We start from the raw sequence: 23451 nt of genomic DNA, 5'->3' as shown, positions 1-23451 counted from the left end.
TCGCCGGCCTTGCACCAATGGTAGCCGCTGCACCACACCCTGTTTGGGCCGCCGCCGAGAATGCGAGCGAGAGAGCCGACTACACGCTGCGCATGGCTGAAGGATTGATCGAGCTCGCCCCCAATCACATCGTATCGACGACCCTTTACAACGATCAGTTTCCGGGGCCGCTTCTGCGTTTCAAGCAGGGGAAACGGGTGGTGATCGATTTGTTCAACGACACGGATACGCCCGAACTCGTCCATTGGCATGGGCAAACCATACCGAGCCAGGTTGATGGTGCGGCGGAGGAGGGCACGCCTTACGTTTCGGCGCACGGCATGCGCCGGGTCGCTTTTATGCCAGGTCCAACCGGCTTTCGTTTCTATCATACCCATGTCGTTGCGGGCGCCGATCTCAGCCGCGGCACCTATAGCGGTCTGGCGGGTCCGGTTTACATCGAACCAAAGGAGGATCCGGGAGCCTATGACCGTGAAGTGTTTCTGGTCATGAAGGAATTCAACCCGTCGTTTAGCCGGGGCGGCGATATGGCGAGTGACGCGCTGCCTGGAGTACCGATTGCGTCATTGCAGCAGATCGGAAAAGCGGCCGACGAGGAGACCAAAGGCGGTCCCAAAGGCTATGAAGTCAGTTACGAACTGTTCAGCATCAATGGCCGTATGCTCGGGCAGCGGGATCCGATCCGGGTCAAGGAAGGCGAACACGTGCTCTTCCATGTTCTCAACGCCAGCGCGACCGAGATACGTAGTCTTGCGCTGCCCGGACACCTCTTTCGGGTCGTTGCGCTCGACGGAAATGCGGTGCCGTTGTCTGCGGACGTGCCGGTGCTCTGGCTAGGCACGGCGGAGCGGGTCTCGGCAATTGTGGAGATGAAACATCCGGGTGTTTGGGTGATGGGCGATCTTGCGGATGATGACCGCGGCCACGGTATGGGGATTGTGGTGGAATACGCCGGCAAGGCCGGCAAGCCGCTATGGATGAAGCCCAACCCGTTCCGCTGGGACTATACGCGATTTGGCAAGGCTGACGCCGCGCCACCGGTCGCCCCCGACGAGACGATTGCGCTGACCATCGTCAAGCACAATGCCGCCGAGCACGGGTTCAATCGCTGGACGCTCAATGGGCAGGCATTTTCAATGGATACCATGACGCCGATGTTCACCCTCCGTCAGGGCAGGCGCTATCGCCTCGCGTTTGCCAACGCCAGCGATGACATCCACCCCTTGCATCTGCATCGGCACAGTTTCGAGCTGACGCGCATCAACGGGCGGGCCACCGCTGGCATCGTGAAAGACGTTGTGATGCTGGGTGGGTTTCAGAAAGCCGAAGTTGATTTTATCGCCGACAATCCCGGCGACACGCTCTTTCATTGCCATCAACAATTGCACATGGATTTCGGCTTCATGGCGCTGTTCAAATACGCCTAGCGGTACAGTGGGCTTGGTTCACGAAGCCTCAAGCACCGTCCGGAGCATTGACCGGCATTCCGCCAAACGCTCGAGCGCTAGCTCGGTACCCCAGTGGGCCTGTATTTCCTGCAGATCACGGATCGCCACGTCGACGGCAGTGCGCAGGTCAATTGCGAGATCTGCGTCAGCTTCGGCTAGCCGGTCGCATAGCCAGATGATTTCAGCACTCAACGCAACACCCTCCGAATCAGCGGCAGGATGCCAGCGGCGCGCCTAATCAACCGTTAGCAGAAACACTCACCGGTCCATCCTCGGGCACAATCGCCGGCTGGTAACGTCACCATCCAGCTGCCTCCCAGCCAAGCTTCGGATTTTAGGTTTGCCAATTCCCCGAATCAGCATGTTGGATTAAAAGCGGGCCATGCTGTGGCGCCGCGGCGTCATCCGCGCAGGCGCGCATCGTCGAACGTGGAGGTCACATGGTTTCCGCCGCCGTCGCCCTTCGGGAAGACAACGCCATTGAGAGACCGGCGGCCCTGTTGAGCCGCGCCGAGGTGCTTACCCGTTACCGCCATTTAAGGGAAATCAGCCGGCAGCATCATTCCGCCGTACTGGATTTTTTATCCAAGGATACAATCATATCCCAGGCTCGGCGCTTAGGTCTGACTCAGGGCAAGACGCTGCTCCTCGACAGCATGAACAGGCATTGACGCAGATCGCGTTCGATGAAGCAACCATTCAGCAGCGTCAGGCCTCGCTTGACGCCGCGCAGGTCAATCTGGACTACTCGAATATCGTGTCCCCCGTAGATGGCACTGTGGTTTCGCGCAACGTAACCATGGGGCAGACGGTGGCGGCAAGCTTCCAGACCCCGACGCTGTTTCTCATCGCTACCGATCTCACCAGAATGGAAGTCGATGCCAATGTGGTGTCCGACGTCAGCACCAATGAGACAGAATTGGGCTAATTGAGAGGGGAGGATTTCTGGTTCATCGTAGCCTTTCAAAGGGAATGACGATGAGACAGAAAATGGAAGCGACCAAGCCGTCGGCGGAGAAGGTCATCAAGGACATTCGCCGGGTGACCCGCAAGCAGTATGGTGCGGAGGAGAAGATCCGCATCGTGCTGGATGGATTGCGTGGCGAAGAGTCGATCGCGGCTTTGTGCCGACGCGAAGGGATCGCGGAGAGCCTGTATTACAATTGGTCGAAGGAGTTCCTCGAAGCCGGCAAGAAGCGGTTGGCGGGCGACACCGCACGTGCCGCCACCACTGATGAGGTTAAGGTTCTTCGCCGCGAGACCCACGATCTGAAGGAGGTCGTCGCCGAACAGGCGCTGAAATTACGACTGCTCAAAAAAAGCATGATCGCGGATGGGGGCGACGACGAATGAGATACCCCGCCTCTGAAAAGCTCGAGATCATTCGCCTGGTCGAGCAGTCGCATCTGCCGGCGCGCCGGACGTTGGAACAGCTTGGCATTCCGCGCGCCACTTTCCATCGCTGGTACGATCGATTCCTGACCGGTGGGATTGAAGCACTCAAGGATCGCAGCCCAAGGCCGAACCGGGTTTGGAACCGGATTCCGGATGACGTGCGAGATAGGATCGTGGAGCTGGCTTTGGACAAGTCCGAACTGTCGCCGCGAGAACTGGCCGTGACCTTCACCGACAGCGCAGGCTATTTTGTCTCGGAAGCATCCGTCTATCGCCTGCTCAAGGCGAGCGACCTGATCACCAGTCCGGCCTTCATCGTGATTAAGGCCGCCGACGAGTTCAAGGACAAGACGACGGCGCCCAATCAGCTCTGGCAGACTGACTTCACCTATCTGAAGGTCATCGGCTGGGGCTGGTTTTACCTGTCGACCATCCTCGACGACTTCTCGCGTTATATCATCGCCTGGAAGCTGTGCACGACCATGAAGGCCGAGGACGTCACCGCTACGCTGAACCTGGAGCTTGTCGCATCAGGCTGCAACAAGCCAACGGTGCACCAGCGGCCGCGCCTGCTGTCCGACAATGGGCCGTGTTACATCGCCGGTGAACTGGCCGACTGGCTGCAGGATCGAGGCATGGATCATACGCGTGGTGCACCGTGCCATCCCCAAACCCAAGGCAAGATCGAGCGCTGGCACCAGACCCTGAAGAACCGCATCCTGCTGGAAAATTACTTCCTACCCGGCGATCTCGAAACTTAGATCGAGACCTTCGTCGAGCATTACAATCATCGGCGCTATCATGAGAGCCTCGACAATCTCACTCCTGCCGACGTTTACTTCGGCCGCGGCCAAATAATCCTGATGCAACGAGAAAGGATCAAGCGAAAGACCATCGAACAACGGCGATTGCTTCATCGCAAAGCTGCTGCCTAAAATGCCAACCGAGATGAGCCAGAGCCTCCGCTAAATCAGTCCGCCATCGGTCTCAATTTATCTGACGACGGACAATCGGCACCGCCGTAACATTCGCCGCATGACGTACCGCGCGTTCGTGAAACCGTGGTCTGCTTGCATGACCTAGCGATAACATATATTGGAATTATACCTCAGTGATTGGCATACGCGCTGCTCAGAGGGAGTCGCGTTGCGGCGGCGTAGACACCAAGCGTCAAGATGACATCGCCGCTCCTCAGGCAAAGTGCGGCTGTTGCGCAGGCGACCTGGATTAACCGAGGAGGTGTTAGCGAGTGTCAGACCACTTCAGGCACACCGTCCGCTTTATCGAGGCCGTGGAGCAGACAAGATCTGCCGCGGAGGTTGAAGATTGCCTGTTAAGCATCGCGGCGTCGTTCGGCTTGACAAGCCTCTTCGGTGGGATCGTGCCGACCCGTGCGGTGCCATTGGCTGAAATGCGTTCACGGATCATGTTCCAACGTCTTCCCAGGGGATGGTTGGATCGCTACGAAGGTAATGGATATGTATTTCGCGATCCGATCATCCAGCGGCTTTCTTATGAACGGACGCCGTTCACATGGCACGAGGGCTATGAGCGCTGCCCTCAGCGTGACGATGTCAGGTTAGTACAAGGCGAAGCGTCAGAATTCGGGCTTCGCGACGGCTATGTCGTACCCATTTCCACAATGGAGGGCGACGTCGCAGCGTTGTCTTTCGGGGGACCGGGGAAACTGCCTCATTCCGCTGATCTGTCAGTACTGAACTTCGCTGCCACCTATGTCGTAGGACGACATCTCCACCACATCGCGACCTGGCGCCGCCGCGTCGGTGACACTCTGACCCCGCGCGAATGGGATTGCTTACTTTGGGCGGGCGAGGGAAAGACGGATTGGGAGATTTCGGTAATTCTTGGAATCTCACGATCTACCGTGACCAAGCACATCACGGCGGCCCGCGCAAAGCTTGGTGCGGTAAACAAGGCTCATGCCATCGCCACAGCAATTCGGGTAAAGCTCATTCTCTGAACCCCGCTCCGTCATGGACTGCTAGGTGTCTGTTGGACCTCGAGCGCGCGGACGAACTTTTTCTGCTTTGTCCGACGCACCTGCGTGCATCCGTGTGCGCCAGCCTCGGCTGCCACGTGCAGGCGATATAAACTTGAACCAGCGATGATCGATCCGCGCTGAGCTTCGTTTTTTGCATTTTGCCATTGAGCATTGTTAGGGTTACGCCGCCCTAAATCAAAAAACGGCGGCAGCTCACCCGCGCTAATTTGTGATAAAATAGAGATATCCGTGCTTCTTGGAATTTCGCGTCCGTGGTATCATTGGGCCCCGAAATGCTCGGAGCATTGAACAAGACACGTACGTCCGCCTGCGATAAAATTTTTGGAAAAACCATCTCCCTGCTTCGGACTGACTTTGTAAGAATTAGGAATATATTCCATAATCCACATTATGCGAATCAGATCTGTAGACGCCAGATAGAGAAGTCACGGTTGGCCCAGTTAGAGATGACACTCTCCACGGTTTTGGTTGGGGAGCACTGGGCCGATGACGGTGATTACGATGAGCCGGACGGAGATCGACCGGATGGACGTCTTGCAGGATTTAGCGGCGGGTCGGATCAAGGTTGCTGCGGCGGCGACGTTGATGGGTTTGGGCCGGCGTCAGATCTATCGGTTGGCCAAGTCGTACAAGCGGCATGGGGCTGAGGCCCTGGTTTCACGGCGGCGTGGCCGTCCGAGCAACCGCTCCTATCCCGCGGATTTGCGTGATACGGCGATTGGAATCATCCGGGAGCGTTACAACGATTTCGGACCGACGCTGGCCTCTGAGAAGCTTGCGGAGCTTCATGGCATCTGCCTGGCGCGCGAGACGGTGCGGCAATGGATGATCGCGGCGGATCTTTGGAAGGATCGCCGGGCACGATTGAAGCCAGTGCATCAGCCGCGGTACCGGCGCGACTGCGTTGGCGAGCTGATTCAGATCGACGGGTCGGAGCACTGGTGGTTCGAGGGCCGTGGCCCCAAATGTACCCTGCTCGTCTACATTGACGATGCCACCAGCCGACTGATGCATCTGCAGTTCGTCCAGAGCGAGAGCACGTTCGATTATTTTGCAGCGACGCGCACTTATCTGGAACGCTATGGCAAGCCGGTCGCGTTCTACTCGGATAAGCATGGGGTGTTCCGGGTCAACAAGAAGGACGCGGTGGGCGGTGATGGCATGACCCAGTTCGGCCGTGCCTTGCACGCCATGAACATCGATATCATCTGCGCCAACTCCTCACAGGCCAAGGGGCGGGTCGAACGGGCCAATGGCACGCTGCAGGACCGGCTGGTGAAGGAGATGCGGCTTTGCGGCATCGACACGATCGAAGCTGGCAACGCATTCCTGCCGGCCTTCATGGAGGCCTACAATACCCGCTTCGCCAAGGCCCCGTTCAACGCGCAGAATGTTCATCGCACCCTCGCCGAGCATGACGATCTCGACGATGCGTTTGCCTGGAAAGAAGAGCGCACCGTGTCGATGAACCTGACGCTGCAGTATGACCAGGTGTTGTTCATGCTGGATCCGACGCCGATCACTAGGCCGCTGGCCCGCAAGCGCGTGACCGTGGTCGATTATCCCGACGGGCGGCTTGCGATCCGCCATAATGGGATTGATCTGCCCTATCGCACCTTCGACAAGCGGCCGCAGGTCAACCAGGCTGCCATTGTCGAGAACAAGCGCTTAGGGCCGATCCTGGCCTACATTGCCGAGCAGCAGAAGCAGCTCGACATGTCGCGCTCGGCCAAGGCGCCACGTCGGCGGGGCCAGAAGAACCATATTTTCAAAGTCGGCTAGATCAGCGCACCCGGGCGTCGCGTTGCGCGATCTGGAGGCTCCACGCGCCGCCCTCTCGAAACCAGCAAATTCCACCCCTAACCCTCAAGAAAGGCGGCTAATCTCCCCAGATCCGAGTGACATTTCTAAATGGCTCAAATCGTGACTTCCCTAATTGGCGATGACAAGATCTTCTGTTGTTGTGTCAGAATGTTGGAGAGTTAAAGTTCCATAATGACTTTGCCAGACACCACCTAATGGACGCGGATGTGCAACAAGATCAGCGCCATCACGAAACTCCTCGTGCCCTACTCCAACCAATTTTCTACCTTCAACCCGCGGATGCGGCTGAATTCGCCGACATTCGCGGTGACCATGATCGTCCCAAGGCTGTAAGCGTGCGCGGCAATGAGAAGGTCGTTTGGGCCTATCGTTTGGCCAGCCGCCTCAAGTTCGGCTCGGATGCCGGCGTATTCTGCGTCCGCCGGTACATCAAATGGAAGGACGGCAAGCGCTAGCAATGCTGCCTCAACTCGAGACAACAGTTTGGCGGATCGGCTCTTCGCAGCTCCGAACCGTAGTTCGGCCGCAGTAATAATGCTGACAGCCAATCCATTATCACCGACCGACGCGAGATGCCCGGCGACTCTCCCGGCGGGATTTCGGATCAAGTCTGAAACGATGTTCGTGTCCAGCATGTAGCGTATAGCCGTCACAGTTCGACATCCGTCAGGGGCTGCAGCCCCTTATCGACGTCCGGAAATTCTTCGTTCAGAGGCTCCCAAGTGGCGAGGACCGCAAGCAACCCCGCTCCCTGGGGCGCGGGCTCAATGATGAGCCGATTGCCCTCGCGGCTGATCAATACTTTCTCCCCGGGCAGTTCGAATTCCACGGGAATGCGGACCGCCTGACTGCGATTGTTGCGAAAAAGTTTTGCCTCGCGGCGCTGGGTCGATCCGGCTTGTGCCATCGATGGAATCCCTTTGTATATGCCATGTATATGCCGCTTCAATCGAACATTCAAGAGATGAGCGAGGCAAGTCGGCAAGGCGGCGCGCGCTTGCGCAGGGCGTAAAGCGCGCGACCGCGCTGGTTGGTCGGTAATCGACGTTCCTTTTCAAGGCACAAACAAAGGCCAGCGCCGAGGGGCGGGCTTTCGGTTACCTGGAGGACGCGGTCGCGCTGTAGGTCGCGCACTACAATCTCTGTCGCATCCACGAAGCCCAACCCGAACCCGCCGGTGGCGCCCCCTCGCCGGCGGTTATTGATCTTGCGGCATGAACCATCTCGACCTGTCGCTGACATATATATATCGGTAGCCGGCGCCATATTTTTTCTCTACCAATCTATATTCCCAAACCGGCAGGCCGCCCATTTTGGTGGCCGTTTTTATTGCGGATGGACAACACGCCGCTGGCGAGATCGGAACCCAGCCTCCCCCGACGCATTATCCGTCCCGGCGGCCTTTGGCCTGGTGCGAGAAGGAATAACGACAATGGCGGACCGTCGTGGTTTCAAGCAACTGACCCTTCAGGATCGCCTTACAGCTTGGGCCAAAAAGACGCGCGAGCAGGCGAACGAACTGGAGCCAGGTCCCTATCGAGACGCCTTGCTGCAAAAAGCCGATAAAGCGGAATCCGCAGCACGATTTGATGCATGGTCGAGGTCATCGGGATTGCAGCCGCCTACGGATGGTTCTCGTCGTCCAACAAAATGAACCGGGCAGCTGGCATATTTGCCTCCGGTTGTCTGGGGGGCGCATGCATCTAGCCTGTGCGCCTTCATACCAAGACTAACCCGCCTTATTCGTCAGAGAGCTGACGGGGGTTGGCAAAGCGGGTGAAGTCTCCAATTTCCGCGACGAGCGTCACGGCGTTGATAAAGGCGACGCCGCGCATTGCTTGGATCGCTTTCACCACCGGTGCCATCGACTATGCCTCCAGCAGTTGCTCGATCTGTTGTATCAGGCGGGCAATTCGTTTCTCGGCGTCCTCGACAGCGTAGATGTAGTCCTGCAGCACAATCTGCTGGGCCGGATGGTCGAACCGCACCGTCGTGAGCCAGCGCCGGTAGGCCAGCGTCCAGGCTCCCTGTCCCGCGAAGATCTTGGCATGGCGAAGTAGAAAGTCACCGAGATGCTGGCGCGCCTTGCCCAGTACCCGCACTGGCGTCGTTCGTGCTCGAACCAGATCCCGCATGGCTTCGTGCGCGACGTCCGGTACCCAGACAGCTGTCAATTCGCCCGCTCGGTGCAGCTTTGCCAGCATCAGCGCGTCGCGCCGATCGGTCTTCGCCCGGTCACCCCGCTTTGATCGGGATTAGCGAGGGCGCGATGACCACGCAGTCATGCCCGAGCCCCGTCAACAACCGATGCAAGCCCTAGCCACAAGGGGCCGCTTCGTAGAAGCTCAAGCGAAGCCCAGGACGCACCAGCCGCGCCACCATCTTGGTCAGCACGTCCGCGCGGTTTGCAAAGACGCCAATTTGGCGGATCTCGCCAGACCGCCCGCCCCCGGCAACTGCTACCGACACGGTCGCTTTGTGCACATCAAGTCCAACGTAAATGATAGAATCCATGTGGCCCGTCTTCAATGCATGAGGCTCTCTGCCGTCTCCAGACGGCTCAATCCTCGGATCGTTGCATACCATGAGGCGGGCCGCCTTTCAGCGCACCGCGAACATAGGGTCCAGACTTCGTCGCCGGCATATTTTGCCCAGCGCTCCCCACGTAAGTGTTTTGCACATCTGCAAACCAACACAACGACGCACAAATCGCCGCCGCCTGACTTTTGTTACGCGAAACCGAAGTCGATGGCAGACAGCGGACCTGCCTGACTCTTGTCGTTGTCCGGAATTCAGGTGTCGTCGCTGGCATTGCCATCGTCGCCTCGGTCCCGTCGGCCCACGAGCAGCCCTAGCGCCAGGCCGCCGACGGCCAGGATCGGAATCAGCTTCTTGACGCCGATCGCGCGCACCAGCTGAAGCCCCGCCGTTACCAGCATCGGATCGGCGAGAAGATTTTGTGCCGCCGACTTGGCTGTCTTGGCCGCGCATTTCTTCATGGCATTTCGTCGGATCGTATAGATCACCACCGCGATCAGGGTGATCAGGTAGAAGAACGCCGCACCGGTCAGGCAAGCCTCGATCAGGCCGTAGTTTTGGAGCACGAAGACAAACGCGGCGGCACACAGGAACAGGATTGCGACGAAGCCGGCGATAATCGCCACCATGGCGAGGGACGTGAGCTGCAGGGCGTTGCCCGCGCTCTTCTTGAAGTCATCGATTGTCCGCTGAAACATCAATGCCTCGCCCGATTCGAAATCAATTGTTCGGATAAACCGCTCGCGCGACCAAGCCGGCGGCGACCACAGGATATCCGCGGCCGCGCCAACCCGATCGCAGAAATCACCGGCGCCAGAAATCACCGGCGCCAGGTCACGCCGATCAAAAATCCCAGTCCGATCGCAAGTCCGACTGTGGCGAGGGGCCGTTGCTGGATCGCCTCCTCGAGCGTGTCCTCGATCGAGGATACGGCGTTTTGCGCCGCGTCGATGGCCGCGTTGCCGCGCTCCGACACATCGGAGAGGACGGAGTCCACGTTGGCCCTGGCCTGCTTGTAGCCGCGGCGAGTCTGCTTTTTGGCGGTGCCGGTCAACGCATTGAGCGCGTCGGAGACCTGCTCGGCCAGTGCGGCAATATCGTTTTTCACGGCTGATAAATCCTTTTCGAGGCGCTCGTAGGTCGCTTTATCCGTCAAGTTCTCCATCACATCCTCGCCATCGGTGCTCGACATCTAAAGCTCCTGAAACTGAAAGCATGTCCGGTATAAACGTGCTGTCGGGCCGCAAGTTCCAGCAGCGCAGGGTCTACTCGTCGGTCCACTGCGGCGAGTTACCGTTAGTTGATCTTTGACGATGAGTGCGACGATCAGAAGGGGCGACGAGACGAAACCCATTCGCACAACCAGGTCCAGAACGCGAGAGTGATAAACACGCGCTACAACTTCGCGCATGCGTGCCAGCAGCTCGGGCTACGAGAGCCGCAGCCAAGTACGAGAAGGCGGTTGTCTGCCTGACCAAGGACCGGGAAACTCTGCTTGTCTTCTTCGACTTCCCTGCCGAGTTCGCCGATGACCGAGGGCTGGCCGATGCGCTGCATGATCCCGACGAGACCACGGCCGATGGCAGTTAATTCAGAGTAGAAATATCGATACGGAGCGATCCGCGCTTGCGCTTGGCGTGAGAACGCAAGGGCATACCACGCACGTGAAGCAAATCCAGGCCACCTACGACGCGGTTGGTCCACAAACACTGAAATCTCCGCGCCTCATCCCAAACCCGCCCCATCGGACACCGCCGTGCATCGCACCTGGCCATCCGAGTGACCTACTTTTGTTCCGCACCGCTGGCCGGGATGCTTCGTCTTGACACAACTCAACGCTGATTGACTCGGCAGCGAATTAAAGCCTCCTTGGCACAATCGTCAGCATACCAGAAAGTGCCGCAAGATGCCGCGGCAACCAGCGTCGAAGCGAAACAACCCTCCTGCCTGTGGCTCCCTTGCCTTTGCGTCTGCTCTCATTTGATCCGAAGCACTGGTGACGTAGAGCGTGGCGAGGTCCTCACCGGCGAAGGCAGGCATTGTTGGCTGGCTGACGGGTAGGTCGATGTCGCGATCGACGGAGCCGTCGGGACGAAAGCGACGCAGCTTGCCGCCGCCATGTAGCGCCGACCAATAACCGCCCTCCGTATCGATCGCGGCGCCGTCGGGGATGCCGAGTTCGGCGGGCACAGTTGCGAAGACCCGGCGGTTCGAAATCGCGCCACTGTTTCCCTCGTAATCAAAGGCGATAATCTCGCCTGTATTACTGTGCGACAGAAAGAAAGTCTTGCCGTCACCGCTCCAAGCCATGCCGTTGTGCAACTCGGCTTCATCCGGCTCGTCGCGCAGCCCTTGATCAAACGTGAAACTATGGAGCCTTCCCTGTTGAGCCGGCGGGCATCCTTTCAGGGGATCGAACATCACGCCGATCCAGAAGCGGCCATTGGCGTCGCAGGCGCCTTCGTTGAAGCGAAACAGCCCCGGATCGAATGGCGGCGGCGCCAGCGGGTCCAGCGCGCCGCTATCGAGGTCGAGGCGAAATAGCCCCTGCCGGAGGGCCACTACCGCTCTCCCATCGCCGGTCAGCGCGAAACCGCCGATATCGCTCGTCATCGGCCAACTCCGTGTTGCTTCGTTGTCTGGACAGTAGCGGTGCAGTGCTGGCGCCTTGACGTCTATCCAATAGAGAGCATGCTCGTCTGCTACCCACGTTGCGGATTCACCAATCGTCGCTTGGCAATCCAGCACCGTCTCGATGGTCATCGCGGTATCCTCACATTCATGCTTGATAACCCGTGCTTCGCGGGCCTGTTCCCATAGTCGGGCATAGTGCCGCTAGGGTCGTCGCGCTAGGAAGGAACCTCGATAAGCTGGCTACGTTTGTAACAACCAGAGCGCCGAACGCGGATCGCTGGGTACCATTTCACCGACCTCGCTTTTGTAACGATCGCGAGCTGAACTGATGGCGATCGAGAGACATCGCCTTGAAGGAGCGGCCCCCGATGACATCGGCGATCCGGGACTATGCGATCATCGGAGACGGCCGCAGTTGCGCGCTCGTTGCCAAGACGGGATCGATCGACTTTCTGTGCTGGCCTCGGTTCGACAGCGACGCCTGTCTTGCGGCGCTCCTTGGTGATGAGAGTCATGGTTATTGGCGCATTTCGCCGGCCGGATACGTCTCGAAGACCACGCGCAGCTACCGCGGCGATACTCCTATTCTCGAGACCGAGCATGTAACGGACACCGGTCGTATGCGCGTTACGGACCTTATGCCTTGGCATGACGGCGGGTCATCGATCATTCGCATCGTGGAGGGGCTGGAGGACGAGGTGCAGATGGCGATGTCGTTGAGACTGCGGTTTGGTTATGGTCAAATTGCGCCTTGGGCGCAACGTCACAAACGGGGCCTTATTTTTGAGATCGGTCCGGACCGCGTGATTCTCGATTGCCCCGTCGAACTGACGATTGAGACCGACAATGCCAGCGCCCGCTTTATGCTTGCCAAGGGTGCGAAGATCGCCTTCGTTCTCGGGTATTCGCCCGCAACGTTGCCGCTGCCCGCGCCCTTGAAAGTAAATGCACTCGTCAGCGCAACGGAAAAGAAATGGAAGGGCTGGGTCGGCCGGTTCGAGACAAAATGCCGATGGGACGGCGCGGTGCGACGCTCGCTCATCACGCTGCGCGCGCTGATCGACCGGGATAGCGGCGGGATCGTCGCCGCCGCGACACTTGGACTGCCTGAGATTTCGGGTGGGTCAGCCAACTGGGATTATCGCTATTGCTGGCTGCGCGACTCCACCTTTACGCTGACCGCGCTGCTCAATGCCGGCTTCCACGAAGAGGCGACGCGCTGGCGCGACTGGATTTTGCGGGCGGTCGCGGGCCAGCCCGCCAAGATGCAGATCGTCTACCGGATCGATGGTCTCCGCCGCCTGCCAGAATATGCATTGGACGGGTTGCCCGGCTATCAGGGCGCAACGCCGGTCCACATCGGCAATGCAGCCTCAGGCCAAACCCAGCTCGACGTGTTCGGCGAATTGATAGACAGCTTCGATGTGCTGGCCAACGCCGGGATAGAGCGCACGCCGCGCATCGTTGAAGTTGAAACTGCCATCGTCGAGCATCTCGAGAAGGTCTGGGACCAGCCGAGCGCCGACATTTGGGAAAGTCGCGGTGATCCGCAATGCTACATTTATTCGCAGGTCATGGCTTGGGTGGGGGTCGATCGTTTTCTTAAGGCCCATGTCGAGAATATCGACGTCGATCCTGTATTGATCGGTCGGCTCAAAGCGCTGAGGACGACGATGCACCATGCAATCTGCGAGCGTGGCTATTCCAGCGATCTCGGCCACTTCGTCCAGCATTATGGCGGCAACGTCCTCGACGCGTCGCTTTTGCTGCTGCCGCTGGTCGGCTTCCTTCCCGTTGATGATCCGCGCATGGCGAGCACGATCGCGGCGATCGAGCGCGAACTGATGGATGGTGGGCTGGTACGACGAAAGCCGCCGAAGCCGGATGGCCCCGACGAGGGTGCATTCCTCGCCTGCTCGTGCTGGCTCGCGGATTGCTACAAGATGCAGGGTCGTGATGACGAAGCGGCGATGCTATTGGAACGGGTGATCGGAGTTTCAAACGATGTAGGCCTGCTCAGCGAGGAATATGATGTGCACAACCGCTGCCTGATCGGTAACATTCCCCAGGCGTTGACACATTTGGGCCTGATCAACACCGCCCTGTTTCTTTCTGGCCCCGTGATCCAGCGTGCCGGCGGATGAAAGCATCATGCGGGCGCTTTCGCTACGCTGCCCCTGTTTCTGCTCAGTGGATGCAGCGCGTTGAAGCTCGACATGATGAACCAAGCTGGGCCGATCGCCGAGAGTCAATGGCCCCTCTATTTGAGAGTCGGGGTGGTGTTGATCTTCGTCGCTGGGCCGGTGCTGCTGCTCACTCCACTCATCGCAGCTCAAATTTTGCCGGCTGCCGCCAACTTGCGAATTCTGTCGGCCGTCCGTACGGCAATTGTCTGAATCGTCAGGGCGGGGTTTACGCCGCCGACTGTCGGGAACACCGACCCGTCGCACACCCAGAGGTTTGGGATATCCCAACTCCGGCAATCGGCGTTCACCACGCTGGTTCGACGGTCGTTGCCCATTCGCGCGGTACCTCCGAGATGATTTGTGTCATCTTCTTGCGCGAACATATCCTTTGCTCCGATCGCCTCGATCGATCGGCTCATTTGCTCGATTGCATGTTTGATGAGCGCCTTATCATTGTCACCCCATGCATAGGTGATTTTGGCGACCCGCAATCCGTATTGGTCGATGTCGTCGGCGAGCGTGACGCGGTTCTTCTCGTTAGGCAACATCTCACCCACCATCTTGACGCCAATCATATGGTTGTAATCGAGCATCGCGTTACGCAACTTCTCTCCCCAGAGCCCGCGCGATCCCGTCTGAACCGCAGCCCATTCGTTCGGGAGAGGCCCTTGCCCCATCCAGCAATAGCCGCCATGAAAATCTTTGTTGTCGTCGTAATTCCAATGCTCAGTGATGGCGAGACTCGGCGGCCCTTTGTACCAGCGCACCGGCTCGTCCATTCGTCCCCAATAGGCCTGATTGGATTGCGTCATTGCGTGTTTCGCGGGATCGTGAGCACCGATTTCAGATGATCGTGAGCAGGGATTTCGCGGGATCGTGAGCAGCGATTTCAGGCGATCGTGAGCACCCCTTTCGCGGGTGCCTGACGCTTCGGCCGACAAACTCAACCGGGTTACGGGTTCCTCATTCAACCGATGAGGAAGCCCGATGCCTACCGAGAGATTGTCGATGCGCCGGATCAGAGAAGTTTTACGTTTGAGGCACCAAGGGTTGACCGAGCGGGTCATCGCGCGGACCTTGGGGGTGAGTAATGGCGTGGTCCATGGCTACGTGCGGCGAGCGCGCCTGGCGGGGCTCGCCTGGCCACTTCCGGAAGGAATGGACGACGATGGCTTGGAACTGTTGCTATTCCCGGCACCGGCGTCAGCGTCGCAAAGCGACCGGCGCCCGATACCGGACTGGGCTTTTGTCGAGAAGGAGCTTCGCCGCCGCAGCGTGACGCGCCTGCTGCTCTGGGAAGAGTATCGCGCCGCCAATCCGGACGGCTTTGGCTACACCTGGTTTTGCACGACCTTCGAGGCCTGGAAGAACCGCGTGCGCCCGTCGATGCGCCAGACCCACATCGGCGGGGAGAAGGTGTTCGTTGATTTTGCCGGCGACACCATCGACGTCGTCGATCCGATCACCGGCGAAGCGCACGCCATGAAGCTGTTCGTCGCGGCGATGGGAGCCTCGAACTACACCTACGCCGAGGCTTGCCCAAGCGAGAGCCTGTCCGACTGGATCGGCGTGCATACCAACCTGTTCAGGTATCTCGGCGGCGTGCCGAAGTTCGTGGTCTGCGATAATCTCAAGGCCGCCGTGACCAACCCCGATCGCTACGATCCCGGGATCAACCGAACCTATGCCGAGATGGCCGGTCATTACGGCACCGCGATCCTTGCGGCGAGGCCGAGACGACCGAAGGACAAGGCCAAGGTCGAGGTCGCCGTCCAGATCGCACAGCGCTGGATTTTGGCGCGCCTGCGCAATCAACGGTTCTTTTCCCTGGCAGAGCTGAATGCTGCGATTCGTACCCTGGTTGTCGAGCTCAACGCCCGGCAGATGCGCGGATTCGGCACCAGCCGTGCCGAACTGTTTGCCGAGGTCGACCGTCCCAAGCTGGGGGAGTTGCCGGAGCAGCCCTATGTCTTTGCGCGCTGGAAGCGTTGCCGCGTCGCCCCCGATTATCACGTCGAGGTCGATGGCCATTGGTATTCCACGCCGTATCGCCTGATCCGTGAACTCGTCGATGTTCGCATCACCGACAAGACGGTCGAGATCTTCCACAAGGGCCAGAGGATTGCCAGCCACCCGCGTGCGCCGAACCGGCGCGGCCACACCACAATTGCCGACCACATGCCGAGCGCGCATCGCCGCTACGGCAAGTGGACGCCGGGAGGGCTGATCGCCGCCGGCGAGAAGATCGGCCCATCGACCGCGGCGTTTTTCCAGGCCGTCATCGCGGCCCGGCCGCATCCAGAACAAGGCTTTCGCACCTGCCTCGGCATCCTGGCGCTGACCAGGAGCTACGACGATGCCCGCATCGACGCCGCCTGCCGGCGCGGCATCCTGATCAAGGCGCATTCCGTCGCCTCGATCCGTTCGATCCTCAAGAACGGACTGGATCGCGCATTCCTCGACGAGGCAACCGACGACCACCCCCTGCGCCACGGCAACATCCGCGGTCAGGACTATTTCCACTGAACCCTGGAGATCCCTATGCTGACACATCCTACCCACGAACGGCTGATCACGCTCGGCTTGACCGGCATGGCCAAGGCCATGGAGGAACAACGACGATCACCCGATCTCAACGCGCTGTCGTTCGAGGAGCGCGTCGGCTTGCTGGTTGATCGCGAGGCCGCAGAGCGCGACACCAAACGTCTCACCACCCGCCTCAAATTCGCAGCCCTTCGGCAAAACGCATGCGTGGAAGATATCGACCTGCGCACGCCGCGCGGCATCGATCGCGCTGTGTTCGCCAAATTGATCGCCGGCGATTGGATCGCCCGTCATCAGAACCTGCTGATCACCGGGGCAACCGGGCTCGGCAAAAGTTGGATTGCCTGTGCACTTGGCCACAAGGCCTGTCGCGACAATCGATCGGTCCAATACCATCGCGTGCCCCGCCTGTTCGAGGCGCTCGCGCTGGCCCGCGGCGACGGCCGCTATGGCCGCCTGCTCAAAACCATCAGCCGCGTGCAGCTGCTGGTACTCGACGATTGGGGCCTGTCGGTGCTCAACCCGTCAGAGCGACGCGACCTTCTCGAGATCCTCGATGATCGCCACGGTCGCGCCTCCACCGTCGTCACCAGCCAGGTCCCGGTCGATCAATGGCACGCCGTCATCGGCGACCCAACATTGGGCGACGCCATCCTGGACCGCCTCGTTCACAACGCCCACCGCCTCCAACTCAGCGGAGAAAGCATGCGAAAACAGAACGCGCGAAACAGAACGCTTGACGAAGCCGCGAACCCCTGAACCAATCACCAAGTCGGCCAAAGCGGCTGCTCATGATCGCCTGAAATGTCTGCTCACGATCAAATGAAACGAGCGCTCACCATCGAGTGAAATCGCCGCTCACGATCACCGAAATGCGCATGCGTCATCAAGTTCTTCCCGACGAGCCCGGAGCTGTTCGCGAGACCATCAGGAAACTCTTGGTTGGCGGACGCAAGCAACAGCCGCGGCGTCTCCACGGCATAGCCTGCCACGACGACATTCTTTGCGCGCTGAAAGTGCCAAGCGCTCTCGCGGTGATAGTGCACGCCCGTCGCGCGGCCTGCGGGCCCCGTCTCGATCCGCCCGACCATCGCAAGATCACGGATTTCGGCGCCCGCAGCGAGTGCGCGCGGTATCCATACGGTCAGGGCCGACCGTTTGGCGTTGGTGGTGCACCCAAAGCGACAAAATCCTCGGTAGGCACAGGGCGGACTTTTGCCCTCGGGGCCCGCGTGTGGCGCGGAAAGCGTAGCGAGCGGCGTCTCGGTCCATTTGATGCCGATCGCCTCGCATCCCTTGGCGAGAAGTTTGCCGGCGTCGTTTAACTCATGCGCGCGATATGGGTAGCGCGGACGTTTCGGACCCCAGGGGTATGTTAGCGGTCCGGAGATGTTGATCTGCCGTTCGGCCTCTCCGTAATAGTGCCACATCTCCTGCCAGCTGATTGGCCAGTCCGCGCCATAACCAAGTGTGGTGCGCGCCCTGAACCAGTCGGGTCGGAAACGCAGCGACACCATCGCGTAATGGACAGTAGAGCCACCCACTGACTTGCCCGAATTCTTGCCGCCCATCTGGATCGGGTTGGGCCCATCGACGACGCGCGCGTCGTTCCAGTAAAGTTTGTTCTGCTCGGTCTCGTCGGATGCAAAGTCCTCCAGTGGGCGGAAATAGGCCCCGGCATCGAAGCCGATTACCGAGAAGCCCTGCTCCGCCAGTAGCGCCGCCAGCGTACCGCCGCCTGCCCCTGTACCGACAATTGCGAAATCCACCTCCTCAGTCTCAGAAAATTCGCGCATCGGCACCCACGCACCGCGGCGAAAGACGTCGGGAGCCTTCCCGTCTTTCGCACGCGGCGCGGCAAAAGGATCAGATAACACGGCAGTTCTCCCGCTCGACCTTATCCTCGTCGCCGGGCGGTGCCTCGACTGCCTCCCACGGATCAGGCCGATCGCCGTCGAGGCGAACGTAGCCACGTGGCGATGCTGGACCGCCGAAGCCGATCTCATTCCACGCCTTGGGATGCTCGTAATAGAGCGGCGGGACGTCGACAAGAATGCGGCGGTCAAAAAATGTCTTGGCGTCGATGCCGGCCCAACGCTCACCCGAGACTTTGCCCTGTTGCATGGCTAACAAGAGAGCGTCTTGGTTTTCTTCGGAAAGCTCGGAGAATCCGTGAGCGCCATGTTTCGCCCGCGCCTCGCCGTCGAGCGCGGCGAGCGCCTTCCGCCATGCCTCTTGCATGTAGGGCATGTCCACCTCGCGAAAGCCACCTCCGTGATTGGCAAGCAACTTTGCGTCCAGCAGCGCAACGAGCGATACCGCGTCAGTCTCGCCCGGTTGGGGCACGATGCGTCGGCACAAGGCATCGGCTACTTCCCATTCTTCTTCCGTGAAAAATCTCGGCATGTTGGGTGTCGCTAAACGCTCGTCTACGACGCGCCGGGTGACGGCATCCCAAGACGGCGAGTTGCGCTTGGCAAGGACGTCATAACCTGGATAACGGGGAAGCTTAGTCACGGGCGTGATCCTTCAACAGTGCCAGCGCGGCGAGACCGGCCAAGGCAAGGCCAGTGAAGGCAGGTGGGGCCGGTAGCGGCGGCCCGGCGAACGCGTTTTGCCGCCAATTGCGCCATCCGCCCATACCGCGCGAAACGCCATAGGCGTGCAAGGCAACACCTGCGACGCCCATCACGGCCGTTGCCATCAACCACGCTTTCGATGGTATCCGTCTGGCCTCCGCACGACCGACGGCGGCCTTTGCAAGGAGCCCGGCCGCAACCGGCGGCATTGTCACCGGAAGCAACATCGCCGGATTGTGGAAAGCCCCGCGAAAATGGAGTAAGCCAGCCTCCACCGACGTACCAAGCATCGATAGGCTAGTGGCCGCTGCAACCACACGTCCTGCGGGTAAGTTAAATACGCGGGGCCGGATCCCGGGCCTGTTTTCGCGCACCCGTTCGGCGAGAAACCCCATTAGACCCGACAACGACATCGCGGCGGGAGCGCCGAGCGGCGCCGAATAGAATAAGTTTTGCCAGTTAAATCCCCCAACCTTCTTGGTGACATTGTAAATGTGGAACCCGGTGCCGATTATTCCAACCAAGCCCGCTGCGGCATATACCGCGTCGCGCACAGGGTGCGCACCGTGCCGTTTGTCAGAGAGCCCGTGTGCGCTCACGGCAATTGACGCAAGCGAAGTGAGGATCGGCGTCCACATCGCCTTGTTATGAAAATTGCCGCGATAGTGCTCCATCGCACTGTCCAGTAGAACGGAGCCCGCGATCATTCCCGCGGCGCGATTGAGCCGCCGCGCAGCAACGACGATCTCGGTTGGCTTCATTCGGAGTTGGGGGATTCTCGCCGGTCGCAAACCCGCAGCGGTCGCATCAAGCGCCGGATGGCTCCCCCGGTGACGGGTCCTTGCCATCGGCTCAGTCCTTGCTCGGCAGGATGCCCGCCAGCATCTGCCGTGCGCTGTTCTTGATAACACTGGCGAGTTCTGGTTCGTCCTCCATCATCGTCATAAAGTGTTTGGCATCCTTGAGCGTGATGTGCGGTGGCAAGGGCGGCACGTTGGGATCAGCGCGCATGTTCATGACGACCGGACGGTCGGAGGCCAGTGCCTCGTCCCAAGCCGCACCGATTTTCTCCGGATCGTCGCAATAGATACCCTTCAGCCCAATCAGTTCGGCATATTTGTGATAAGGGAAATCCGGGATCGCCTGCGTCAGCGGTGTCTTGCCCTCGCCGAGTTGGATACGCTCTTCCCACGTCACTTGGTTGAGGTCACGATTGTTGAGAACCATAATGATGAACCGGGGATCTCTCCAGCGTTGCCAGTATTTGCTGACCGTAATCATCACATTGAGCCCATTCATCTGCATCGCACCATCGCCGATGAATCCAATCACCGGTCGATCCGGAAAGGCCATTTTGGCGGCAACCGCGTAAGGCGTCGCGGCGCCCAGGGAAGCGAGCCCGCCGGACAGTGAGCCTTTCATTCCCCGCCGGATCTTGATGTCCCGCGCGTACCAGTTTGCTACTGATCCGCTGTCGCCGGTCATGATGACGTCGTCAGGAAGCTTCGGTGAAAGCTCATGGAAGATACGCTGCGGATTAATCGGATCGGCGGGTTCCATGGCTCGATCCTTGAGCGTTTCCCACCATTTAGTGACACCCTTCTCGATACCTTCGCGCCATCCAGTGTTAATGTTCTGCTCGAGTAACGGCAGCAGCGCGGCGAGCGTCTCCTTGCTGTCTCCAATCAGCGAGTAATCCATAGGATAACGGAGCGAAACATTGGCTCCATCAATGTCGATCTGAATGCCTCTTGCATTACCCGGCATAGGCAGAAATTCGCTGTAAGGAAAGGCAGAGCCAATCATGAAAAAGGTGTCGCACTGCTTCATCAGGTCCCAACTCGGCTTGGTGCCGAGAAGACCGAGCGATCCGGTGACGAACGGTAAATCGTCAGGTACTGCCGCCTTGCCGAGCAGAGCCTTGGCAACCCCGGCGTTGAGACGGTTGGCAACGGCGATCACCTCATCGGTTGCATGCAGCGCACCAGCGCCGACAAGCATCGCCACCTTCTTGCCCTTGTTAAGAATTTCCGCAGCCCTTTTTAGATCATCCATGTTCGGCAAGGTCGCGGCGCCGGGATAACCAACGCCGGTATGCGTCGCGCCGTGAGCCATCGGCGGATCGACGTATACGACTTCCTGGAGGTCATTCGGGATCACGACGCACGTGACGGCGCGTTTGGCTTGCGCGATGCGCACCGCCCGATCGATGCAGGTTCGCACCTGCTCAGGCACCACCGCGGTAATTACATATTCGGTCACGTCAGCGAACAACGTTTGAAGATCGACTTCCTGCTGATAGCTCGCGCCTAACGCGGAGCGCGCTTGCTGGCCGACGATGGCCACCACGGGCACATGATCCGCCTTCGCGTCATACAGTCCGGTCAGCAGATGAATCGCGCCTGGTCCCGAAGTCGCATAGCAGAGACCGGGCTGACCTGTAAATTTCGCGTGCGCGGAAGCCATGAACGCCGCCATTTCTTCGTGGCGGACCTGAACATAGTCCATGAAGCTCTTGGCCTTTTCGAGCGCGACATCCAGTCCGCCTACGCCGTCTCCGGGATAGCCATAAACTCGTGAGAGACCCCATTCCGAGAGCCTTTGCCAGACGAATTCAGCGACATTCTGTGACATCGAGGTCTCCGCGAAACTGGCACAGTAACAACAATGGCAATAGAGCCGATGCTTTAGACATCCAACCGCTTGGCGATCTGGTGAAGAACCGCCGCTCCGCCAATCACCGCAGCTAGGAGAAATGCCGTCTTGTGCCGATTTGTGAACATCGCCCAACTCACGCTGCGCGATTGCCGATCGAATCGGCCATGCGCGCCATAGTCTCCGGGCACCGGATCGAATAGATTGGCGGGCGCATCGGGCGACGTCGGCTTTTCTGAAAGCTGACCAGAATACCCAGCGGTGGCGAGATAGCGATCGATCAGTCCGGGCGCGATGCGGTTGGCAAGGATTGCCTTGATGGTTGGCCAGCCAACCCAGATGTCACGGCGCTTGTGTGTGGCGGCAAAGAAGATCGCGCGCGCCGGCACTTCGGGTTCAAAAATCGGAGCGACCGGCTTCGGTTTCCGTCCCATTTTATTAAGCGCCCAGTCGAACTGCGGGGTATTCACCGCCGGCAGATCAACTATCGTCAACTGGATATCCAGCTTGTCGTGAAATATCTCGGATCTGAGACTATCGGTGAAGCCCCTGATCGCTGCCTTGGCACCACAATAGATCGATTGCAGCGGCACCGAGCGGTAGGCAAGCGCGGAACCCACATTGACGATGGTGCCGCGATTGCGCACGCGCATTCGCTTTAGCGCTGCCATCATGCCATGCACCTGTCCGAGATAAGTGACTTTGGTTCCGCGCTCGACCTCTTCCGCCGTCAGCTTGGACACGGGGGCAAATACCGTCGCCATGGCAACATTCACCCAGACATCGATGGGCCCGAGCTCGGCCTCGGTGCGATCGGCGGCGGTTTCAACTGCCGCGGGATCGGCGACATCAGTCGGAATCGGTAGCGCGCGCACCCCGTACTGCCGTATTTGTTTTGCCGCCCGCTCAAGCCGATCTGGATCGCGCGACAGCAGCGCGACATCGAAGCCTTGCCGGGCAAACTCCTCGACCGTGGCGCGGCCAACGCCCGCTCCGGCGCCGGTGATTACCGCCACTTTCGCCATGGTTCTTCTCCTGGACATGGTTTCTAACGAATGGTCGCGGCGCTTGGTTCCGAGGCATCCCAACCCGTGACCCAAGTGAAGGCATCGCGGCGCAGATGAAAGTTACCGACAGATTGAGGCTCGCCGCTTGCGCTCAAAGCTACGTTGGCATTGCCATGCGCTGCGCCAGGCTGGCCATAATCCAGATGGTGCCCGCGACCATGATGGTCAGCAACAACGCTGAGAACAAGAGCAGCTGCAAATCCTCACGCTTCTGCTTGAAGCCGATATGCAGGAAGAAGCGGAAGTGCACCAGAATTTGAACCAGCGCCAAGACGCCGATGAAAAGAAGCAATGGAAAGCGAGGAATGCCGGGGAACCAATATATGAGCGCAAACGGTTCAACGGTCAGCAAAAGCGCCAGACTAATGCCCCAGACGTACGAGAGGAACTCTTCACGCTCCTCTTGCTTGCGTTGGGTGCGCTCATCGCAAGCACTTGTTTGTCCGCTGGGTAGCGATAGACGCGATATGCCACGGGCCCAATGCATGAGCACGACCGGCACCACGATCAGCAAAAGCGCCAAACCAATGTCCGCGACGTAGGAGCGGAATTCTCGAC

The 23451-nt window shown here is 59.5% G+C and carries 24 protein-coding genes and 4 pseudogenes; 11 read left to right on the top strand and 17 right to left on the bottom strand.

What is annotated here, in order from left to right:
* Positions 1–17 precede the first annotated feature (17 nt).
* Complete coding sequence (locus V4R08_RS17240) at positions 18–1427, top strand: multicopper oxidase family protein (RefSeq protein WP_335580720.1); 1410 nt, start codon at positions 18–20, stop codon at positions 1425–1427.
* Between the two features lie 18 nt (positions 1428–1445).
* Here V4R08_RS17240 and V4R08_RS17235 read toward each other — a convergent pair whose 3' ends face one another.
* Positions 1446–1640, bottom strand: coding sequence for a hypothetical protein (locus V4R08_RS17235; protein ID WP_335580597.1), 195 nt, complete (start codon positions 1638–1640; stop codon positions 1446–1448).
* A 248-nt stretch (positions 1641–1888) separates the two neighbouring features.
* On the opposite strand from V4R08_RS17235, the gene V4R08_RS17230 reads away from it, so the two are divergent.
* From V4R08_RS17230 to V4R08_RS17210, 5 genes and pseudogenes are all read left to right on the top strand, one after another.
* Positions 1889–2119: a hypothetical protein gene (locus V4R08_RS17230; RefSeq protein ID WP_335580596.1), complete on the top strand. Its 231-nt coding sequence runs from the start codon at positions 1889–1891 to the stop codon at positions 2117–2119.
* Positions 2116–2376 carry a hypothetical protein gene (locus V4R08_RS17225; RefSeq protein ID WP_335580595.1) on the top strand — a complete coding sequence of 87 codons (261 nt, stop codon included), beginning with the start codon at positions 2116–2118 and terminating at the stop codon, positions 2374–2376. Before V4R08_RS17230 ends, V4R08_RS17225 begins: the two co-directional genes overlap by 4 nt.
* Before the next feature lie 50 nt (positions 2377–2426).
* A pseudogene (locus V4R08_RS17220) lies at positions 2427–3778 on the top strand (IS3 family transposase).
* Positions 3779–4092: 314 nt separating this feature from the next.
* A complete protein-coding gene (locus V4R08_RS17215) occupies positions 4093–4824 on the top strand; it encodes a helix-turn-helix transcriptional regulator (RefSeq protein ID WP_335580594.1) in 732 nt (243 codons plus the stop codon).
* 528 nt (positions 4825–5352) lie between these two features.
* Positions 5353–6648, top strand: a complete 1296-nt coding sequence (locus V4R08_RS17210; RefSeq protein WP_335580593.1) for an ISNCY family transposase — start codon at positions 5353–5355, stop codon at positions 6646–6648.
* A 287-nt stretch (positions 6649–6935) separates the two neighbouring features.
* Here the strand turns inward: V4R08_RS17210 and V4R08_RS17205 are convergent, their stop codons facing one another.
* Together V4R08_RS17205 and V4R08_RS17200 are read right to left on the bottom strand one after the other, a co-directional pair.
* Entirely contained in the window at positions 6936–7325 is a 390-nt protein-coding gene (locus tag V4R08_RS17205; protein WP_335580592.1) for a type II toxin-antitoxin system VapC family toxin, read from the bottom strand.
* A gap of 14 nt (positions 7326–7339) precedes the next feature.
* On the bottom strand, positions 7340–7606 hold the full coding sequence (locus V4R08_RS17200; RefSeq protein ID WP_442935714.1) for an antitoxin: 267 nt from the start codon (positions 7604–7606) through the stop codon (positions 7340–7342).
* A 516-nt stretch (positions 7607–8122) separates the two neighbouring features.
* Here V4R08_RS17200 and V4R08_RS17195 point away from each other — a divergent pair.
* Complete coding sequence (locus tag V4R08_RS17195) at positions 8123–8344, top strand: hypothetical protein (protein ID WP_335580590.1); 222 nt, start codon at positions 8123–8125, stop codon at positions 8342–8344.
* Between the two features lie 85 nt (positions 8345–8429).
* Here the strand turns inward: V4R08_RS17195 and V4R08_RS17190 are convergent, their stop codons facing one another.
* The 6 genes and pseudogenes from V4R08_RS17190 to V4R08_RS18300 all read right to left on the bottom strand — a co-directional run.
* Complete coding sequence (locus tag V4R08_RS17190) at positions 8430–8555, bottom strand: transposase (protein WP_335580589.1); 126 nt, start codon at positions 8553–8555, stop codon at positions 8430–8432.
* A gap of 3 nt (positions 8556–8558) precedes the next feature.
* Entirely contained in the window at positions 8559–8894 is a 336-nt protein-coding gene (locus tag V4R08_RS17185; protein ID WP_335580588.1) for a hypothetical protein, read from the bottom strand.
* A 112-nt stretch (positions 8895–9006) separates the two neighbouring features.
* Positions 9007–9204, bottom strand: coding sequence for a hypothetical protein (locus V4R08_RS17180; protein ID WP_335580587.1), 198 nt, complete (start codon positions 9202–9204; stop codon positions 9007–9009).
* Positions 9205–9482: 278 nt separating this feature from the next.
* Positions 9483–9926, bottom strand: a complete 444-nt coding sequence (locus V4R08_RS17175; protein ID WP_335580586.1) for a hypothetical protein — start codon at positions 9924–9926, stop codon at positions 9483–9485.
* A gap of 122 nt (positions 9927–10048) precedes the next feature.
* The gene (locus V4R08_RS17170; RefSeq protein WP_335580585.1) at positions 10049–10420 is read right to left on the bottom strand and encodes an ElaB/YgaM/YqjD family protein; all 372 of its coding nucleotides are present in this window, start codon (positions 10418–10420) and stop codon (positions 10049–10051) included.
* A pseudogene (locus V4R08_RS18300) lies at positions 10421–10620 on the bottom strand (hypothetical protein); the annotation flags it as partial.
* 21 nt (positions 10621–10641) lie between these two features.
* Here V4R08_RS18300 and V4R08_RS17165 point away from each other — a divergent pair.
* Positions 10642–10818: a hypothetical protein gene (locus V4R08_RS17165; protein WP_335580584.1), complete on the top strand. Its 177-nt coding sequence runs from the start codon at positions 10642–10644 to the stop codon at positions 10816–10818.
* A gap of 291 nt (positions 10819–11109) precedes the next feature.
* On the opposite strand, the gene V4R08_RS17160 is transcribed toward V4R08_RS17165, so the two are convergent.
* Complete coding sequence (locus V4R08_RS17160; RefSeq protein WP_335580583.1) at positions 11110–11991, bottom strand: SMP-30/gluconolactonase/LRE family protein; 882 nt, start codon at positions 11989–11991, stop codon at positions 11110–11112.
* Between the two features lie 239 nt (positions 11992–12230).
* Here V4R08_RS17160 and V4R08_RS17155 point away from each other — a divergent pair, with 239 nt between their 5' ends.
* Positions 12231–14006: a glycoside hydrolase family 15 protein gene (locus V4R08_RS17155; RefSeq protein ID WP_335580582.1), complete on the top strand. Its 1776-nt coding sequence runs from the start codon at positions 12231–12233 to the stop codon at positions 14004–14006.
* A 188-nt stretch (positions 14007–14194) separates the two neighbouring features.
* Here V4R08_RS17155 and V4R08_RS17150 read toward each other — a convergent pair.
* Positions 14195–14869 (bottom strand): annotated as a pseudogene (locus tag V4R08_RS17150) (GMC oxidoreductase); the annotation flags it as partial.
* 166 nt (positions 14870–15035) lie between these two features.
* On the opposite strand from V4R08_RS17150, the gene istA reads away from it, so the two are divergent.
* Positions 15036–16574 (top strand): IS21 family transposase, encoded by a 1539-nt coding sequence (gene istA / locus V4R08_RS17145; protein WP_335578153.1) that lies wholly within the window; start codon positions 15036–15038, stop codon positions 16572–16574.
* Positions 16575–16589: 15 nt separating this feature from the next.
* Positions 16590–17351, top strand: coding sequence for an IS21-like element helper ATPase IstB (istB, locus tag V4R08_RS17140; protein WP_335578154.1), 762 nt, complete (start codon positions 16590–16592; stop codon positions 17349–17351).
* Between the two features lie 113 nt (positions 17352–17464).
* Here the strand turns inward: istB and V4R08_RS17135 are convergent.
* From V4R08_RS17135 to V4R08_RS17110, 6 genes and pseudogenes are all read right to left on the bottom strand, one after another.
* Positions 17465–18469: pseudogene (locus V4R08_RS17135) on the bottom strand (GMC family oxidoreductase N-terminal domain-containing protein); the annotation flags it as partial.
* The gene (locus tag V4R08_RS17130) at positions 18459–19118 is read right to left on the bottom strand and encodes a gluconate 2-dehydrogenase subunit 3 family protein (RefSeq protein WP_442935713.1); all 660 of its coding nucleotides are present in this window, start codon (positions 19116–19118) and stop codon (positions 18459–18461) included. The gene V4R08_RS17130 and the pseudogene V4R08_RS17135, both read right to left, overlap by 11 nt.
* The gene (locus V4R08_RS17125; protein ID WP_442935707.1) at positions 19102–19845 is read right to left on the bottom strand and encodes a hypothetical protein; all 744 of its coding nucleotides are present in this window, start codon (positions 19843–19845) and stop codon (positions 19102–19104) included. Before V4R08_RS17125 ends, V4R08_RS17130 begins: the two co-directional genes overlap by 17 nt.
* A gap of 178 nt (positions 19846–20023) precedes the next feature.
* Positions 20024–21805 (bottom strand): thiamine pyrophosphate-requiring protein, encoded by a 1782-nt coding sequence (locus tag V4R08_RS17120; RefSeq protein ID WP_335580579.1) that lies wholly within the window; start codon positions 21803–21805, stop codon positions 20024–20026.
* A gap of 53 nt (positions 21806–21858) precedes the next feature.
* Positions 21859–22851, bottom strand: coding sequence for an SDR family oxidoreductase (locus tag V4R08_RS17115; protein ID WP_335580578.1), 993 nt, complete (start codon positions 22849–22851; stop codon positions 21859–21861).
* Positions 22852–22990: 139 nt separating this feature from the next.
* On the bottom strand, positions 22991–23416 hold the full coding sequence (locus V4R08_RS17110) for a cytochrome o ubiquinol oxidase subunit IV (protein ID WP_335580577.1): 426 nt from the start codon (positions 23414–23416) through the stop codon (positions 22991–22993).
* Positions 23417–23451: the final 35 nt, after the last annotated feature.

The organism is Nitrobacter sp. NHB1, assembly GCF_036964665.1.
Taxonomy (GTDB): Bacteria; Pseudomonadota; Alphaproteobacteria; order Rhizobiales; family Xanthobacteraceae; genus Nitrobacter.
The sequence above is the reverse complement of the archived record's forward strand: the minus strand, read 5'-3'. Positions and strand labels throughout refer to the sequence as shown.